Source organism: Sphingomonas larreae, assembly GCF_051400595.1.
Lineage (GTDB): Bacteria > Pseudomonadota > Alphaproteobacteria > Sphingomonadales > Sphingomonadaceae > Sphingomonas.
Window position 1 is genome coordinate 557,808 of record NZ_JBLFFI010000003.1, and the last position, 16,810, is coordinate 574,617.

At 69.1% G+C, this 16,810-nt stretch carries 12 protein-coding genes; 2 read left to right on the plus strand and 10 right to left on the minus strand.

Annotated features, from left to right (window positions below; translation table 11 throughout):
* Positions 1 to 128: 128 nt before the first annotated feature.
* The 3 genes from ACMGDM_RS14200 to ACMGDM_RS14210 are packed head-to-tail and all read right to left on the minus strand — an operon-like array spanning position 129 to position 1,594.
* On the minus strand, positions 129 to 578 hold the full coding sequence (locus ACMGDM_RS14200) for a DUF1178 family protein (RefSeq protein WP_436804757.1): 450 nt from the start codon (positions 576 to 578) through the stop codon (positions 129 to 131).
* A gap of 7 nt (positions 579 to 585) precedes the next feature.
* Entirely contained in the window at positions 586 to 843 is a 258-nt protein-coding gene (gene grxC / locus ACMGDM_RS14205) for a glutaredoxin 3 (RefSeq protein WP_436804758.1), read from the minus strand.
* Positions 844 to 874: 31 nt separating this feature from the next.
* A complete protein-coding gene (locus ACMGDM_RS14210; RefSeq protein ID WP_436804759.1) occupies positions 875 to 1,594 on the minus strand; it encodes a ComF family protein in 720 nt (239 codons plus the stop codon).
* Positions 1,595 to 1,644: 50 nt separating this feature from the next.
* On the opposite strand from ACMGDM_RS14210, the gene ACMGDM_RS14215 reads away from it, so the two are divergent.
* Complete coding sequence (locus tag ACMGDM_RS14215) at positions 1,645 to 2,484, plus strand: class I SAM-dependent methyltransferase (protein ID WP_436804760.1); 840 nt, start codon at positions 1,645 to 1,647, stop codon at positions 2,482 to 2,484.
* A gap of 154 nt (positions 2,485 to 2,638) precedes the next feature.
* Here the strand turns inward: ACMGDM_RS14215 and ACMGDM_RS14220 are convergent, their stop codons facing one another.
* The 7 genes from ACMGDM_RS14220 to ACMGDM_RS14250 all read right to left on the minus strand — a co-directional run bounded on the left by ACMGDM_RS14220 (position 2,639) and on the right by ACMGDM_RS14250 (position 15,313).
* Positions 2,639 to 3,025 (minus strand): response regulator, encoded by a 387-nt coding sequence (locus ACMGDM_RS14220; RefSeq protein WP_436804761.1) that lies wholly within the window; start codon positions 3,023 to 3,025, stop codon positions 2,639 to 2,641.
* Positions 3,026 to 3,094: 69 nt separating this feature from the next.
* On the minus strand, positions 3,095 to 5,494 hold the full coding sequence (locus tag ACMGDM_RS14225) for a sensor histidine kinase (protein ID WP_436804762.1): 2,400 nt from the start codon (positions 5,492 to 5,494) through the stop codon (positions 3,095 to 3,097).
* Positions 5,479 to 6,780, minus strand: coding sequence for an EAL domain-containing protein (locus ACMGDM_RS14230; protein ID WP_436804763.1), 1,302 nt, complete (start codon positions 6,778 to 6,780; stop codon positions 5,479 to 5,481). The genes ACMGDM_RS14225 and ACMGDM_RS14230 overlap by 16 nt, the downstream gene beginning before the upstream one ends.
* Positions 6,781 to 6,880: 100 nt before the next feature.
* On the minus strand, positions 6,881 to 7,150 hold the full coding sequence (locus ACMGDM_RS14235) for a hypothetical protein (RefSeq protein ID WP_436804764.1): 270 nt from the start codon (positions 7,148 to 7,150) through the stop codon (positions 6,881 to 6,883).
* Positions 7,151 to 7,269: 119 nt separating this feature from the next.
* Positions 7,270 to 8,784 carry a flavin-containing monooxygenase gene (locus ACMGDM_RS14240; protein WP_436804765.1) on the minus strand — a complete coding sequence of 505 codons (1,515 nt, stop codon included), beginning with the start codon at positions 8,782 to 8,784 and terminating at the stop codon, positions 7,270 to 7,272.
* A gap of 92 nt (positions 8,785 to 8,876) precedes the next feature.
* Positions 8,877 to 13,130: a translocation/assembly module TamB domain-containing protein gene (locus ACMGDM_RS14245; protein WP_436804766.1), complete on the minus strand. Its 4,254-nt coding sequence runs from the start codon at positions 13,128 to 13,130 to the stop codon at positions 8,877 to 8,879.
* Positions 13,130 to 15,313, minus strand: coding sequence for an autotransporter assembly complex protein TamA (locus tag ACMGDM_RS14250; RefSeq protein WP_436804767.1), 2,184 nt, complete (start codon positions 15,311 to 15,313; stop codon positions 13,130 to 13,132). The genes ACMGDM_RS14245 and ACMGDM_RS14250 overlap by 1 nt, the downstream gene beginning before the upstream one ends.
* Before the next feature lie 255 nt (positions 15,314 to 15,568).
* On the opposite strand from ACMGDM_RS14250, the gene ACMGDM_RS14255 reads away from it, so the two are divergent.
* Positions 15,569 to 16,807 (plus strand): efflux RND transporter periplasmic adaptor subunit, encoded by a 1,239-nt coding sequence (locus ACMGDM_RS14255; RefSeq protein WP_436804768.1) that lies wholly within the window; start codon positions 15,569 to 15,571, stop codon positions 16,805 to 16,807.
* Positions 16,808 to 16,810: the final 3 nt, after the last annotated feature.

Genomic DNA, 16,810 nt, shown 5'->3' on the forward strand with positions numbered 1-16,810 from the left:
CGCGCGATATCGTGCGCACGGCAGTCAACGTGGCGCGCTGCCATCCGTTCAACATGGAATGACTGACCTGCGTCAGCCGGACGCTGCGTAGGCGCGCGCTCCCGCTCGTCTTGCGCCTGCGCTTTGCCTCAGTTGAGTTGCTCGGGCGGGATCACCGGGACGAGTAGCGGGGCGACGGGCACGCCCTCCTCCACCAGCGCGACCACCTCCGACCGGCTCGCCTGACCGTGGATCGGCGCAACCGCCTCGTCACCGGCGTGCATCTTGCGCGCGGTATCGGCGAAATCTCGCCCAACCCAGCGCGATTGACGCAGCGCGTCCGCCTGCGCCGCGGCGATGCGGGACAGCACTTCCCGCACGGCTGCGACATCTGCGGGTGCGAGCGGTTGTGTCGGCGCGGTTGCGCGATTGCCCTTCGCCGCCACGTTCGGCGCCATCACCGCTTTCTCCACCGACGCATCGCCGCATACGGGGCAGTCGATCAGCCGGCGCCCGCGCTGTTCCTCGAACGCCGCGGAAGAGGCGAACCACGCCTCGAACACATGCCCGCCGCCGCATCGCAGATCGAAGACGATCACGATCCGGTCAGGCAGCTAGCAACGGGTCCAGCTCGCCTCTGCGCTCGAGCGCGGCAAGATCGTCCGACCCGCCGACATGCCGACCGTCGATGAAGATCTGCGGCACGGTGGAGCGTCCGCCGGCGCGGCCGATCATCTCGGCGCGCTTGTCGCGATGCACGCCGATGTCGGTCTCCTCGACGGCCACGCCCTTGCTGGCGAGCAGATTCATCGCCCGCGAGCAATAAGGACAATATTGTTTGGTGTAGATCTCGACCCGTGCCATCCGGTCTAGGTGTGATCACCCGATCGCGCTGTCAATCACCCGCGGCAAGCACGCGCGCCCACACCAGCACCGTCACCGCTTGTGCGCCCGCGGTCAGCAGCGCATCGACACAGGCATCGGCGGTCGCGCCGCTGGTATAGACGTCGTCGACCAGCACGAGGTGAGCCCCCGCCAAATCGCTCCGGCGCGCGGCGGCGACGCCGAACGCTCCCGCCACCGCAGCCCGGCGCTCGACCGGGCCGAGCGCGCGCAGCATCGGCGTGGCGCGGCGGCGCTCGAGCAGGCGCGGATCGTTCGGCACGCCGGTGATCCGCGTCAGCGCCGCCGCAAGGAGCGCGGCCTGATTATAGCCGCGTGACCACAGCCGCCAGCGATGCAGCGGCACCGGCACCAGCAACGTCGCCTCGCCAGGCATCCAGCGCGCCATCAAGCGCGCCGCGGTCGTCGCATAGGCCGCGCGACCGCCGTGCTTGAGCCGTAATGCCAGTGTCCGCGCGACCGTGTCATAGGTGACGGCGGCGTGGAGGCCGGCATGGCGCGGCGGAGCGGCGCTACACTGGCGACACCGCGCCTCGCCGTCCGGGTACGCAAAAGGTTGGTGGCAGCTCGCGCACCATGGCGGGGTGATGAAGCGAAGCGAGCTCCAGCACGGCGCACAGAAACGTCCCTGCGCCGAGACGATCGCGCCGCACCCCGGGCAGCGCGGCGGCAGCACCAGATTCACCAGCGGCTCGAACGTCGCGACGCGCATGTCGCGCTTGTCCGCAGCGCCACGACCGGGCACAAGCCGCACACTGACCCATGCAGCCACCCGAGATCTTCGATCGCGCCGCCCGGCGCCAGCGCCGTGACCGCGCCGCCGTCGACTTCGCCGCGCACGACTTCCTGCGCGCCGCGATGCTCGACGGCATCCTCGACCGGCTCGATGCGGTAAAACGCGACTTCGCCGACATTCTCGATCTCGGCAGCCATCTCGGCGACTATGCCGCGCCGCCGGGCGCCCGGATCGCGCGGCTCGATGCCGGGTTCGCCTTTGCGCGCGCCAGCGGCGGGGTGCAGGGCGACGAAGATCGGCTGCCGTTCGCCGACGCCTCCTTCGATCTCGTGGTGGCGGCAGGCACGCTCGACAGCGTCAACGATCTGCCCGGCGCGCTGGCACTGATCCGTCGCGTGCTCCGCCCGGACGGCCTGTTCCTCGGCGCGTTCGTCGGCGGCGCCAGTCTCGCGCACCTGCGCGCGGCGCTGCGCGGCGCGGAGGAGGCGGCGGTGGCGCGATTGCACCCGCTGGTCGACGTCCGGTCGGCCGGCGATCTGCTGATGCGCGCGGGCTTCGCACTGCCGGTCGCCGACGTCGAGACGATCAGCGTCGGCTATCCCGGGCTGGGCCGGTTGCTCACCGATCTGCGCGGCATGGCGGCCACCAACGTGCTGGCCGATCGCCATCCGCTGCGACGCGACGCACTCGCCCGCGCAGCCGAGGCGTTCGCCGCGCGCGCGGATGCGGACGGGCGCATACGCGAACGCTTCGACCTGATCTTCCTCACCGGCTGGGCTCCCTCGCCCGATCAGCCCAAGCCCGCCCGCCGCGGCAGCGCCAGCGCCTCGCTCGCCACGGCGCTGCGCGGGGATAAGGCCGGCTAGCCAAGCCACGGCGACGATCCGGCCGTGTTCGTGCGCGCCTATCAGCGTGGCCGGCGGTGCCATAAGACGGAGCTGGCGCGCTCGACCGGGCTGCCGCTGCCTTACTTCCTCATGCGTGACGAGCGCCGCGGTTCACTGCGCCGGACGCCCGCGGTCAGATCAGCTCGTCGTCATCGTCCTCGGCGAGCAGCCGACCCATTGCATCGAACAGTGCGTCCATCGCTACCGGTTTGAAGATCACGTCGTCCGCGCCGGCTTCGAGGCAACGCTGGCGCAGGTCGATCGCGGTATCGGCGGTGACGACGATGATCGGCAGCCGCGCCTTGGCATCACCGCGCGCGCGAATGTGGCGAATCGCGGTCACGCCGTCCATGCCCGGCATACGCAGGTCGACGAGGATCACGTCGAAGTCGTCGCGCTCGATCAGCTCGAGCCCGACTTCGGCGCTTTCCGCTTCCACCATGGCCACCCCGGCGACATCGAGCATGTCGCGGACCACACGACGATTCATCCGATCGTCTTCGATAAAAAGGGCAGTCAACGCCGTCACTTCGGTCCGCCCCCCCGGTGGCAATGCGATCCGCCCTCTCGCACTCGATCCCCTAACACATCATGCAGCGTTGCGCACCGTCGCGCGCGCCATCGACAGCACTGCCGCTACCATCGCTTTCTTGGCTACCGGTTTCTCGATAACCTGGGTGATTGACGCACTCGTCCAATCGTTCGCGCGGCCGGCGAGAGCCGCGGTGACCAGCACCGCAAGCGGCGCGCCGGCGGCGGCCTCGCCGATCGCCGCGAGCTGCGCGGCGAGCCTTCCGGCGTCGAGCGAGCCGGCGTCGACCAGCACGCGCTCAGGGCGGACGCGCGCAATCGTGGCCGCGGCGTCGTCGCCATCGGCGAACAACAGCGCGCCGGCGCCCTCGAACAACGACTTGTACATCGCCCGCGTGATCGGGTTGCGCTCCACCACGACCAGCGCCACCGCCTCGGCCACGGGCGCGACACCGGCGGCAGGAAGATGGGGCAAGTCGAGCTCGAAGGTCGCGCCCTCTCCCAGCCGGCTCGTCACCGTCACATCGCCACCCATCGCACGGGCCAGGTTGCGGCAGATCGCCAGTCCAAGGCCGGTTCCGCCGAACTGTCGCGTCGTGCCGGCGTCGGCCTGACGAAAGGACTCGAAGATCAACTCCTGTGCCTCGTCGGCGATGCCGATGCCGGTGTCCGATACGGTGACGCGCAGCCGCTCGTCCGCCAGCGCCACGCGCAGCGCCACCTCGCCCTCGGATGTGAACTTCACCGCGTTGGACAGGAGGTTGAAGACGATCTGCCGGAGCCGCGCGGCGTCCCCAATGATCCACTGCGGCGCCGCGTCCACGTCGATCCGGAAGGCCAGACCCTTGGCGCGCGCCGGATCGCGCCACAATCGGGTCGACTGATCGAGCACCGCACGCAGGTCGAGCGGGGCGGACTCGATCGTCATCCGGCCGGTCTCGATCTTCGCCACGTCGAGGATGTCGTCGACGAGCGCGCGCATCGTCGTCCCCGCGCCATCGATGATGCCGAGCCGTTCACGCGACAGCGGATCGAGCGTCGGTTCGGTCAGCATCACCTGGGTCATGCCGAGGATGCCGTTGAGCGGAGTGCGGATCTCGTGGCTCGTGGTGGCGAGGAACTCGGTCTTGGCGCGCAGTGCCTTGGCCAGCTCGGCGTTGCTCGCGGCCAGATCTGCGTTGGCGGCACGCACCTCGTTGCGGCTGCGCCGGATGGTGAACAGGCCGACGCCCAGCAGCGTGATGATCAGCAGCGTGCCCGCCACCGTGCCGTACAGGATCAGCCGCTGCGTATGCGCGGTGGCGCGTTCGAACGCGACCGTCTTGGCGAGACCGGCGGTCTTCAGCCGCGCGATGCGCAATTCCTGATTGGCATAGTCGAACCGTGCGGCAGCGAGCGCGGCGCTGTTCGAGCGCGCGATCGCGGTGGCCTGGTCGTCGAGCCGCTTGACCGCCCGCAGCTGGGCGAGTGCAGCGGCGGGATCGTGGCTCGCGAGATAGATGCGATAGGCGATATCGTGGACGTCGCGGTCGGCGATCAGCGTGCGATCGAGATCCACGCCGGCGAACCGCTCCGCGATGAGATCGCGTGCGCGCGCCACATCTCCCGCGCGCAACGCCGCCTCGGCGGCGAGCGCCAGCAACTGCGGCCGCTCCACCGCAGCGCTCTCCTGCCGGGCCAGCACCAGCCCGCGCCGGATCGTCTGCTCCGCACGCGCAGTCTGCCCGAGGCGCAGCTGGCTCTCGGCGACGCTGCTCAGCGCCTGCGCGAGCGCCAGCGGGCTGCGGAGCGTCACGGCCGCGCGCAGCGTGCGTCGGAACGCGCGCTCGGCCTCCCCGAAGCGGCCGAGCGCGGTGAGCGCCTGACCGCGACCATTCTCGATCGCGACCGTCAGCCCCGGATCCTCGTCGAAGCGCTCCGACGCCAGCGAGAAATACCGGAGTGCGGTCGCATAGTCGCCCGCGCTGCGGTACAGCAGCGCGATCAGCGTCAGCGCCTTGGCCTGGCTGCGCTGATCCTCGAGCGTGACGAAGCGGTCGTGGGCGCGCTGCAAGGCGGTGAGCGCCTCGGTGATCCGTCCCGCGTCGGTGAGCGCACTCCCCTGCGAGAGCAGGATGTCGGCCGCCAGGTGCGACTGGGGATCCGCGATCCGGATTTGGTTCTGCGCATTGGCGAGCAGCCGAAGCGCACGGTCCGGCTCACCGATCCGCGTCAGCGCCTCCGCTTCGAGCCAATCGAGCATGGCGGCATGCGCCCGGGCCGACCGCGTCGAGCGTGCGTGCACCGGCGTGCGTGCGCGTTCCACCAGCGTGATCGCGCCGCGCGGATCGACCAGCATCTGTTGGCGCACCTGCGCTTCGAGCGTATCCGCAGCGGGAGCCGCGTGTGCGGGCAGCGATGCGGCTGCCAGCGCCAGCGCGCACCCCAGCGCGCGCCATCGCGTCAGGCGCGTTTCCACGTCGCGCTCAGCCGGGTGAACGAGGCGCGCGTGTCCGCCGAGGCGCGATGGTGTCGTTCCTCGGCGAGGAAGCCGGCCAGCGTCTCGAGCTCGACCGGACGGCTCAGCACAAAACCCTGCACCATGTCGCACCCCATCACCGACAGCAGCGCGAGCGCGGCGTGCGTCTCCACGCCCTCCGCCACCACTTCCATGTCGAGCGCGTGGGCAAGATCGATCGTGGAGCGCACGATCAGCGGGTCGCGGTGCGAGCTGGTGATGCCGGTGATGAAAAGCTTGTCGATCTTCAGCTCGCGGGCGGGCAATTGCTTGAGATAGGCTAGGCTGGACAGGCCGGCGCCGTAATCGTCGATCGAAATGGTTACGCCGATCGCGTCGAAGCGGTGCAGGTTGGCGATCGCGCCCGCGGGATCGCGGATCACCGAGGTCTCGGTGATCTCGAAACCAAGCTGCGCGTCGGGCGCCGCGGCGACATAGCCGCAGACCGCTTCGGCGAAAGCGGTGTCCGCCAGCATTTGGCCCGAGATGTTGATGAAGATGCGCACGTCATGGCCGAGCCGACGAAGCCGGCGCTGATCCTGGATCGCGCGCCGAACCGTCCAGAGCGTCAGCGGCCCGACGTGTCCGCTCTCCTCGGCCGCGGGGATGAAATCGGCCGGAGGGACGAGCCCGCGCTGCGGATGCCGCCAGCGGATCAGCGCCTCAGCGCTCTTGATCACCTGTTGTCGGACGTGGAGCTTGGGCTGGTAAAAGAGTTCCAGCTCATCTTCCGCGAGCGCGCGGCTTAGCTCGGTGGCGCGATCGTCGGTCCATGTGTGCGCCACGGGCGGCGGCTCCAGCGGCGCATCGGCCAGCGCCTGCGCCAGCGCCGTCTCCGCGGCTTCTGCGAGCGTCACGTCATCGTCCTTCGCGGCAGCGATGGCGCTGCCGATCGCCCACCCCTGTGCCGCGGCGGCGTCGCACGCGGACGCTGCCGGATCGAAGAATGCTCGCACTCCCGCAGCCACATGCTCCACCTCGTCGCGCCCGCCGACGCCGTCCACGCGAATGATATCCTGCCCCATCGTGGCGACGTGCGCTAGCGGCAGCGTGTTCGCGAGCCGCGCGGCAACGGTCGCGGTGAACGAGCCGGCCGCGGTGACCCCGATCGCACGCCGCAGCGTGCCGTAATCGCGCAAGCGGACGAGCAGCTGGACTCGTTGCCGGTGAGCACCTGCCGCCGCGACGCTGTCGCGTTGCGCATCGTCACGCGCCGGCTCGGGCGCTCGGGGAAGTGGAACATCCATCGCGCCGCCATCCTAGGCCGCGACCTTAAAGAACCACTTAATCATGTCCCACTTTGGTCTAACGAATGATTAAGCACATTGAGACGTGGTGAAAAAACCGTTACCTGCGCGTTACCCTTCGGGGGGGTGAGCAAGAAAAAGGGAGAAGGCTCATGTTCGCATTCGTTCTCGCGCTGATCGGTTTCGTCGGCACCACCATCAAGCCCTGGTAATCGGAGAAGATCTGATGATCGCTTTCGTTCTCGCGCTGGTCGGCTTCGTCGGCACCACCATCAAGCCCTGGTAATCGGAGACAACCGATGATCGCTTTCATTCTCGCGCTGGTCGGCTTTGTCGGCACCACCATCAAGCCCTGGTAATCGGAGACCATCGATGCTCGCGTTCGTTCTCGCGCTGCTCGGCTTCGTCGGTACGACGATCAAGCCCTGGTAAGCACATCCCCGGCTCGGCATTGCGCGTTACTGTCGCTGCGATGCCGAGCCGAGACAGTTACTCGCCCGCGCCTGCCGAGCCTGCGCGCTGCCCGTCGGTCGGGCGTGTGGCAGCCGCACGAAATTCCAGCGCTCTGGTCACCGATCCGAACTGTAACGCGATCAGGTCGCGCACATAATTCTGATCGAGCCGCCATGGTCGGCGATCGCCCTGACGGGGCAGCGACGGCAGCGCCCGTTTGATATAGCTTGATGTGAGATCCGCGAATGGCGTGGCCACGATGCCCACCTGCGGCACCCGCGGAGTCGCCTGCGACATGCCGCGCCGTCGCATCGCCCGCAACAAGCGACAGAGATGCGCGGCGACAAGGTCAGCCTTCAGCGTCCACGACGCGTTCGTATAGCCGAAGGCGAAGCTGAAGTTCGGCACATCCGACAGCATCATCCCCTTGTACTGCAGCGACGCCGCCGGATCGATCGCGTGGCCGTCACAGGTCAGCTTCAGGCCGCCGAACAACAGGATCTCCAGCCCCGTAGCGGTGACGATGACGTCCGCCGCGATCCGAGTGCCGTCCGAGAGCGCGATGCCACCCGGATCGAAGCGGGCGATCGTGCCGGTGACGATGCTGGCGCGACCCGAGCGGATCGCGGCGAACAGATCGCCATCTGGTACGAGGCAGAGCCGCTGGTCCCAGGGGTCGTAAGCGGGCGTGAAGTGGGTGGCGACGTCATACTCCTCGCCGAGTTCCTGGCGCACGAGCGCGATTAGCCGCCGCGCCACCACACGCGGGCGCCGCCGCGCCAGCCGAAAGAAGAATTGCCCGAGCAACACGTTCTTCCACCGAGTCGCGGTGTAAGCAGCGCGTTCCGGCAGCGCGGCACCGAGCCAGGCCGCGACGCGATCACGCGCGGGTCGGGCCACGACATAGCCGGGTGAGCGCTGCACCATCGTGACATGCGCGGCAGTCCGCGCCATCGCCGGCACCAAAGTGACCGCGGTGGCACCGCTGCCGATCACCGCGACCCGCTTGCCGGCATAGTCGAGATCGGCCGGCCAGAATTGCGGATGAACGATGTCGCCCGCGAAGCTCGCCTCACCCGCGAATGGCGGCCGGTACGCCCGATCATAGGCGTAATAGCCCGAACAGGCGTGGAGCCAGCCACAGCGGATCGTCAGCGGCGCAGCACCGTCGCGGTTGACGGTAAGCGTCCAGACCGATCCGGCGCTCGACCAGTCCGCGGCGGTGACGCGATGGCCGAACCGGATGCCCTCAGCGACCCCCGCCTCGTGCGCCGTGTGCTCAATATAGCGGAGGATGGCGGCACCATCGGCGATCGCCGCGCCATCGCGCCACGGACGAAAGGCATAACCGAGCGTGTGCATGTCCGAATCGGAGCGCACACCGGGGTAACGGAACAGGTCCCAGGTGCCGCCGATCGCGTGGCGTGCCTCAAGGATCAGGACGCGGAGATCGGGACAGTGACGGCGCAAGTGACATGCCGCGCCGATGCCCGACAGGCCCGCGCCGACGACGACCACGTCGACCTGCTCCACCGCATGCGTGTCTGACATTCGAAACAGATAGGAGCAGCGACGCCGATCGTCACGCTTCCCGCGTCATCTCGACAGGCGCGGGCTCCGGCCTGCGCCGGAGCCCGCTTCCGCTAGAAGTCCCTCGAGTAGCGCAGCTGGACGTTCGAGCCGCCGAACGACCCGGCTTGCGACAGCACGCTGATCGCGCGCGTCAGTGCGATCGTCAGCTGGGTCGCGGTGAAGCCACGGGCGTCGGTGACGATCTCGATATAGATGTCGTCGGTGAGGTACTTGCCCGCGGCCAGTGCCGAGCCGCGGCCGGTCGCCTCGTCCGCCCCCAGGATGCGCAGCCGGTCGAACCCGGTCGCCGACCGCAGCTTGCCGAGCGGGTTGAGCCCGCCGCCCGAGCCGCGCAGCGAGTTGAGCGCGCTCGCCAGCTGGATCGCCTCGGTGGCCGAGAGATTCTCCGGGTTTGTGCCGAACAGCAGGCGGCTCAGCACCTCGTCCTGGGGCAGCGACGGCGTCGAGGTGAACGCGATCTGCGGACGCTGCCCGGTCCCGGTGATCGCGATATTAAACGTCACATTGTCGTTCGTGGTGGTCGCCAGGATGTTGATGTCCGGATCGGTCAGCGCGCCGCCGCGGAAGCGCACCTGCCCGCGCTCGACATCGAAGCGCTTGCCCGCGAACGAGTAGGTGCCGCGCACCAGATCGAGCCCGCCATTGATCACCGGCGCCGCGGAGGTGCCGCCGATCCGCATGTCCATCTGCCACTCGCTCTCCAGCCCCATGCCCGAGACGTAGAGCTGGTTGTCGGCGCGGACGCGCAGGTCGAGCTTGAACAGGCCCGGCGGGGTCGCCGGCGCGGCCGCCTGACCCGCCGCCTGTGCGGCAGCCGCGGCGGCCTGCTGCGCGCGAACCTCGCTCTTCTTCCGGACGCCGGTGAGTTCGGGCACTTCGGCCGCACCCTGGCGGATGATCTCGTACCGCGCGTTGGGCACGTTGATCTGGCCGCTGATCAGACCCCCGCTGGCGCTGTTCTGGATGCGAATGTCGCCGCTGGCGGTGGCGCCGAGCGCGTCGGAGCGCGCCAGCTGCGCGTCGCGCATCGCGACGCGAACATCGAGCGGGAAGCCCTGCGCCGCGGCGAGTCCGACATTGCCCGACGCCTGCACCGTCCCCTGCCCCGCGCGCGCCTGGAGCTGCTGGAGCTCGAGCCGGTCGTTGTTGAAGCGCGCGGCGACCCGCATGTTGCTCAGCCGCGTGCCATAGGTCTCATTGTCATAGGTGAGGTTGTCCGCACGGATCAGCCCGTTGACACGTGGCGCGGTGACGGTGCCGGCCAAGTCCGCCGCGATCGCGATCGGGCCGCTGAGCTGCTGCTGCGCGAGCCCGGCGAAGCTGAACAGCACGCCGGCCGGTCCGTTGTAGCGGATCCCGCCGCCGAGCGGCCCCTGCATCAACCGGGTCGACCAGCTGCCGCTGCCCGCCGGGGTGAGCGTCGCCACCAGACGGCCGATCGGGGTGCCCGCACGCTTGATGAGCGCGCGCCCCTCGCCCGCCGCGCTCGACAACCGGCCCTGGAAGACAATGTCGACCGGCTCGGATACCGCGACCAGGCTCGATCGCGTGAAGTTGGTGACATTGAGCCGGGCGTCAGCGCGCGGGAAGGCCTCGCCGGCGTTCTGGACATAGTCGAGGCTGCCGGTGGCCTGGCCGCCCAACGCGAGGTTGGGCACCAGCGCGCTGATCAGCGACAGATCGAGCCGGTCGAGCCGCATCTGCGCCTGGGTCGCCCCGCCGCCGAAGCGCCCGGCGAGGCGCATCGAGCCCTTGTCGAAGTCGAGCCGCGCCGGCTCGAGCCGGTAGCCGCCGGCGGCGGGCACGATCCGCGCCGGCTGCGCGGTGCGGAACGCCACGTTGTTGGCCGCGCCGCTCAGCGCGACAAGGTAGAGGCTGGGCGACAGCCGCGAGTTCACCGCCAGGCGGAAGGGCACGCCGTTGGAGCCGTTGAACAGCGCCTGCGCGCTGCCCGCCCCGTCGCGATAATTCACCTTTACGCGCCCGGTCTGGAGCAGGGTCGCGCCGTAGCGGAGATTGGCGACCTGTGCGTCGGCGACAATCTGCGGCTTGTCGTACAGCACCGCATCCGCGGTGATGAGGGCGCGGCCGATGCTGAAGCCGGTCATGCCCGGGATCGTCGCGCCCGCCGCGCGCGCATTGACGCTGGCGCGCTGATACTTGCCCTGCGCGCCGAGCGCGACATTGCCGTTGAGCCCGTTGCCGGCGAAGCGCACCTGGCCCGCGAAGGGACCGGCGGCGGTCTGGACGACGCGGCCGGCGAAGTCGATCCCGGCGAACAGCACGCGGCGAATATCGACCGCGAGCTGCGCGCCCGGGGTCACCAGCACATCCGCGGTAAAGGCGCCGTAATTCGTGCCGCCGCTCGCATTGACCTGATAGGCGCCGCCGCGACCGACCACGCGCGCGTCCAGGTTGGCGAGCCCGACTCCGACGCCGGGTCGCGGCGCGCGCAGCCGCACCACGGGCGCGGTGGAGGAACCGGTGACGCGCGCGTAGAGCGGACCATATTGAGTCGAATAGGCGTCGGCGTCGACCAGCAGCGCTCCGCTTGCCGGATCGAACCGTCCCTGTCCGCGCGTGACGCGGAACTGCGGTGCGTTGAGCGACAGGCTCTGGAACGTCACCATGCCGGTCGGCGAATAGCCGAAGCGCGTGCTCATCACCGCGTTGCCGCCGAGGAAGTTGCGCACGCCCGCGTTGAACAACTGCTTGGTCTGCACGGCGACCCGGCCGGTGATGCCGAAGCCGCCGTTCGGCGCGGGCACGAGATCGGCGTTGGTCTGGATGTTGAGAATACCGACGCTGTCGACCCGGAAGTTGTTGACGCGCCCTTGCAGTCCGCCGGTGTACCGGCCGGTCTTCATATTGGCGGCGATGATCGCGGTGGCGCCGATCGTGTCCGAGCGGATGCGGAGGTTGTCCGACAGGATGTTGGGCATCGCGATCGCGATATCGCCGTCGATGCGGGCGTTGGTGGTCAGCCCGCCAAGCGCCGGATTGAGCCCGGCGATGCGGCGCGCGCGTGCGTGGACCGGCACCAGGATGCGATCGCTGTTCACGCGCGCCAGCCCCTCGGCATACAGATCCTGCACCGAGGTCTGCTGGAATCCGAGCGCGGCGGCGCGGATCTTATAGTCGACGGTCGGGGTCGCGAAGGCGCCGTTGAGCACCACGCGTGCGAGCACGTCGCGACCGCTCACACCGGGCATGATCGCCCCGGGCGTCAGCAGCTTGGCGTCGACTGCGAAATTGCCGAAGCGACTGTTGGCGAGGTCGACCACGCCGCCGGCGTCGACCGCGAGCGCGCGCGACGTCAGCTTGATCCGCGTGTCGGCGCGGCGTTCGGCGAGCGTAACATCGGCGGCGACGTCGAGCGAGGGAGCGGTCAACCGCTCGACCGGCCCTTCGATGTAGAGGCCGGGTCGGGTCGGGCCGCGTACCTCGATATGACCGTCACGCGCGGAGATCGCGAGATTGGCAAGCTCGCCCCCGCCCAAATTCGCCAGCAACCGCCCCTGCCACGACGCCCAGCTGCCACGGCCGCCGATCGTCGCGGTAAGCGGCGCCTTGAGCCCGGCGAGCTGCGCCACCGCCCCATTGGCGGGAGCGCTCAGGCGCACGTCGAGGTCGAGCTTGTTGTCGTCGGGCACCGCGTCCAGCCTGACGCGCGCGACGTCACCGCCTGCCACGCCGGGGGCGCGCAACGTCGCAGCGTCGACCACGAGCTGCGCGCGCCGGTCGGCGATATGCGCCTGGCCATCGAAGCGTGCGACGTGGCGCGCGCCGGCGACCGGCGGCTCCATCACAAAGCGGCCGACGTGGAGCCGGTTGATGTCGATGTCGAGGTCAGGCAGCAGCGGCGCGTTCTCGTCCTCGGGCTTGGTCGGCGTCGGCTTGAGTTCGGGATTGCGCCGCAGCGTGATGAGCTCGGCCGAGACGCTGCGCACATCGACGTGATTGTTGATGAAGGCGAACGGGCGCCAGTCGAGGTCGAGCCGCGGCGAGGTCAGGAACACACCCTTGGCGTCGCTCACGCGCACATCGCTGAGCCGCAGCTGGCCGTAGAGCGAGCCGTCGATCCGCCCAACCGCGATGTTGAGCCCCGATGCCGTGGTGTAGCCGCCGATCCTGTCGGCAACGAAGCGACGCCCCGGATCGGTGTTGATGCCGAAGACAATGGCCAGCACCAGCAGCGCCAGACCCGCAACCGCGATACCAAGCCACTTGAGCACGCGCTGCCACAACGGGCGACGCACCACGACGGTGTCGCCGGTGGCGGTCGGGAGCGTATCCTCGGCCATCAGAACGCCTGCCCGATCGAGATATAGAGCGCGATCTTGCTATCCCCCTCGCGCGGGTTGAGCGGCGTCGCCACGTCGACCCGCAGCGGTCCGAAATTGGTATAGAAACGGCCGCCGATGCCGGCGCCGATGCGCAGGTCGCTGCCCTTGGGCAGGCTGCTCTCATAGGCGTTGCCCGCGTCGACGAACGGCACGATGCCGAAATTGCCGAAGCGATAGCGCGCCTCGAGCGCGAACTCGTTGATGCTGCGACCACCCAGCGGGCGCAGATCGGCGCGATCGATGTTACCCTCTTCGTTCGGCGTGAGCGCCGCGTCGGGCTCAAGCGGCCCGAGCCGCTGGAAGCCATAGCCGCGCACCGACCCGCCACCGCCGCCGTAATAGCGCCGAGACGGCGCGATGTCGTCGCGCGCGATGCCGACGATGCTGCCGGCGCGCGCGCGTCCCGCGATCACCAAGCGGTCGCTCACCGGATAATAGACGGTCCCCTCGATCAGCGAGCGCGCATAGGGCTTGGTCTGACCCGAGACGGACACCTCGGGGCTGAGATTGAGCTTGAGGCGGTAACCGCGCGTGGGGTTGAGCAGATCGTCCGACGTGTCGAACAGCACCTGCCCCGGCAGCGCAACCACGCCATAAGTACGCCGCTCGCGCTTGAAGTCGGCGAAGTCGAACACGCTCTCGTTCGTGCCGACCAGTTCGAAGCCGTAGGCGTAGGTGAAGCGCTTCTGCCAGATCGGCGTCGAATCATAGCTGATGCGCCCCGCGATCGAGCCGGTGAAGGCGTCGAACGCGTCGTAGCTGGAGTGATTGGCGCTGGCGAGCAGGCTGACCGTGCGGTCGCGTTTTCCCGCGTTCATGCGGCGCAAGCCGGCGGAGAGTCCCTGCTGCTGCGTTCCCGCGATCACGCCGAGGATCAGCGCGCCTTCGGGTGGAAACTTGTTGCGGTTGGTGAAATTGGCCTCGGCCTTCACGCCCTCGCCGGTGTTGAAGCCGACCGACCCGGACAGGCTCTTCGCCGGCCCGCGCGTCTGCCGCACCAGCAGATCGACCTGTTCAGTACCGTCTGCCGCGGTGACGCCGGTACGCACCGGCTCGACCCCGATGCCGTTGAACAGGCCGGTCGCGACCAGCGCCTCGCGCAGATCGTCGGTAAGACGCGCGTCGTAGAGCTGGCCCTGGTCGAAGCGCGGAAAGACGTTGAGGTGCTTGAGGTCGAACACCGGATCGCCCTCGGTCCGCAACGCGCCGAAGGAGGAGCGCGGTCCGGTCTCGACCGGCAGAGTATAGTCGCCGGTGCCGGTCTGCTCGTCCAGCAGCACGTCGCGCTCGCCGACTTTCACGAAGGGATAGCCCTGCTGCGGCAGGCGCAGGCTGACATTGGCTTCGGCGCCCTGCACGCGCGCCGCCTCGATCGGGTCACCCACCTTGAGCGGCAGCTCGCGCCGGACGAGATCGGGCGGCGTGGTCGCCGCGGCCTTCACCGTCACGCTGCCGAGCTTATATTGCTGCCCCGGTGTGGCGGTGACGAGCGCACGCAGTCGCGCCGGCGTGCCCCCCACCGTTTCGACCGTCGAGGCAGCGGTGCCGTCATAATAGCCGAGCGACTTCATCAGCCGGAGCGCGAGCTGCTCGTCCTCGCGCGCGCGGGCCGACACCTGGGTGGCATTGTCCGCCTTGCCGCCACCTTGCTTGAGCGCGGACAGCGAGTTGAACTCATCGGTGAGGCCGAGCGGATCAAGCCCCTGCACCTCGCTGGCATAGCGCACGTCGGGCTGGTCCGTGCGCGCCGGATCGGCGACCGCCTGCAGCGGGGCGGTGTTGAACGTGGCGAGCGGCTCGAGCGGCTGCGTAAGTTGCGGATCCTGCGGCGGCGCCGGCGGCAATTCGCCGGGGGTGATCGGCTGTTGCGCCGCGGCCTGGGCGGGTGCTTGCGCCGCGTCCGCGGGCGGCGAGGTGGTGGGCGCGGCTTTCATCGGCTCGAGCGGAGCGTTCAGATCACCCGAGAGCGGCGGCAGGGCCGCGTCGAACTCGGTCTCCGGTACGATCGGCGCGGAGTCGGCGGCCGGCGCCGCGTCGCTCGGCTTGGGCGAGTCAGGTCCCTGCGCCGGGGCGGTGCCGGGCTTCTGCATCTGCGCGTGCGCCGCGGCACAACCGAGCGCCAGCGTCGCGGTGGCGAACATCAGGCGCGAGCGACGAACAGAGAAAGACAATTACCACGCCCCTTTAGGTGAGGCATGCGACATTTCGCTGAGCCCCCGTCGCGATCCAACGAGCCAGCACGGTATCGGTTTCATCGCGCCGACGCGTGAAAACCAACCGCTTCACCAATCCGGGCCGGTCGCTCGAAAAATACTCGCCCCCTTGCGAAACATTTGCGACAAATTGCGGTTAGGCGCCGGGGCAGCCCGAAGTCTCTCGCGGGGATAAGATTAGGAATGCGTATCGAGGTACGGCCGGGCCGCCAGGTCATCGGCGGCGCGGCGGCGTCGGCGCTGCTCGCGCTCGCCGCCTGCGGCGGCGGCGACGGCGACAAGCCTCAGGGCAAGCAGAAGGGCGACGCGCCGGGTCAGTCGGGGCCGGTCACGGTCGGCTATGTCGTCGTCCAGCCGACGTCGGTGCCGACCGTCAGCGAATTGCCCGGCCGCACGGTGGCCTATCAGAGCTCCGAGGTGCGCCCGCAGGTCTCGGGCGTGATCCAGCGCCGCTTCTTCACCGAGGGCGCGATCGTCCGGCGCGGGCAACCGCTCTACCAGATCGATCCCTCGCTCTATCGAGCCGCGGCCAACCAGGCGAACGCCAATGTCGACAACGCGCAGGCGACCTTCGAAGCCGCCAAGACGCGTGCGGAGCGCTACAAGCCGCTCGCCGACATGGAGGCGATCAGCGCGCAGGATTATACCGATGCGGTCGCGACCCAGCGCCAGGCGGCGGCAACGATCGCGGTGAATCGCGCGCAACTCGATACCGCGCGGGTCAACCTGCGCTTCACCACCGTGCCCGCGCCGATCTCGGGGCGGATCGGCCGATCACTCTTCACCGTCGGCGCGCTGGTCAGCGCCACCCAGACGGATCCTCTGGCGACGATCCAGCAGCTCGACCCGATCTTCGTCGACATCCAGCAATCGAGCACCAACCTGCTCGCGCTGCGGCGCAGCCTGGCCTCGGGCGGTGCGGTGCCGGCGCGCGCCGAGGTCACGCTCAAGCTGGAGGACGGCAGCGATTATGGCATCAAGGGCACCGTCGAATTCGCCGAGGTGGTGGTCGAACCCAGCACCGGCACGGTGACGCTGCGCGCGCGCTTCCCCAATCCGAATGGCCTGCTGCTGCCGGGCATGTTCGTGCGCGCAGAATTCTCCCAGTCGATACAGCAGAATGCCTTCCTCGTCCCGCAGACGGCGATCACGCGCGATCCCAAGGGCAACGCCACCCTCTATGTGGTGGGCGCGAACAACCGCGCGGAGCAGCGCACCGTCACCGCCGATCGCACGCAGGGCGCCTATTGGGTCGTCACCAGCGGGCTGACCGCGGGTGACAAGGTGATTACGCAGGGGCTCGCCAACGTGAAGCCCAAGACACCGCTGCAACCGGTGCCGGCGGACACGCCGCAGAAGGTGCAGGCGCCCTCGCCCGAGCAGATGGAGAAGATGTCATCGGCCAAGGGCAAGGCTGGCTGATCC

Excerpts from the sequence above, each read along its gene's own strand:
- ACMGDM_RS14230 (WP_436804763.1), bottom strand. The coding sequence starts at position 6,780 with ATGGATGTTCCACTTCCCCGAGCGCCCGAGCCGGCGCGTGACGATGCG.
- ACMGDM_RS14240 (WP_436804765.1), bottom strand. The coding sequence starts at position 8,784 with ATGTCAGACACGCATGCGGTGGAGCAGGTCGACGTGGTCGTCGTCGGC.
- ACMGDM_RS14245 (WP_436804766.1), bottom strand. The coding sequence starts at position 13,130 with ATGGCCGAGGATACGCTCCCGACCGCCACCGGCGACACCGTCGTGGTG.
- ACMGDM_RS14235 (WP_436804764.1), bottom strand. The coding sequence starts at position 7,150 with ATGGTCTCCGATTACCAGGGCTTGATGGTGGTGCCGACAAAGCCGACC.
- ACMGDM_RS14215 (WP_436804760.1), top strand. The coding sequence starts at position 1,645 with ATGCAGCCACCCGAGATCTTCGATCGCGCCGCCCGGCGCCAGCGCCGT.
- ACMGDM_RS14250 (WP_436804767.1), bottom strand. The coding sequence starts at position 15,313 with ATGTTCGCCACCGCGACGCTGGCGCTCGGTTGTGCCGCGGCGCACGCG.
- ACMGDM_RS14210 (WP_436804759.1), bottom strand. The coding sequence starts at position 1,594 with ATGCGCGTCGCGACGTTCGAGCCGCTGGTGAATCTGGTGCTGCCGCCG.
- grxC (WP_436804758.1), bottom strand. The coding sequence starts at position 843 with ATGGCACGGGTCGAGATCTACACCAAACAATATTGTCCTTATTGCTCG.
- ACMGDM_RS14255 (WP_436804768.1), top strand. The coding sequence starts at position 15,569 with ATGCGTATCGAGGTACGGCCGGGCCGCCAGGTCATCGGCGGCGCGGCG.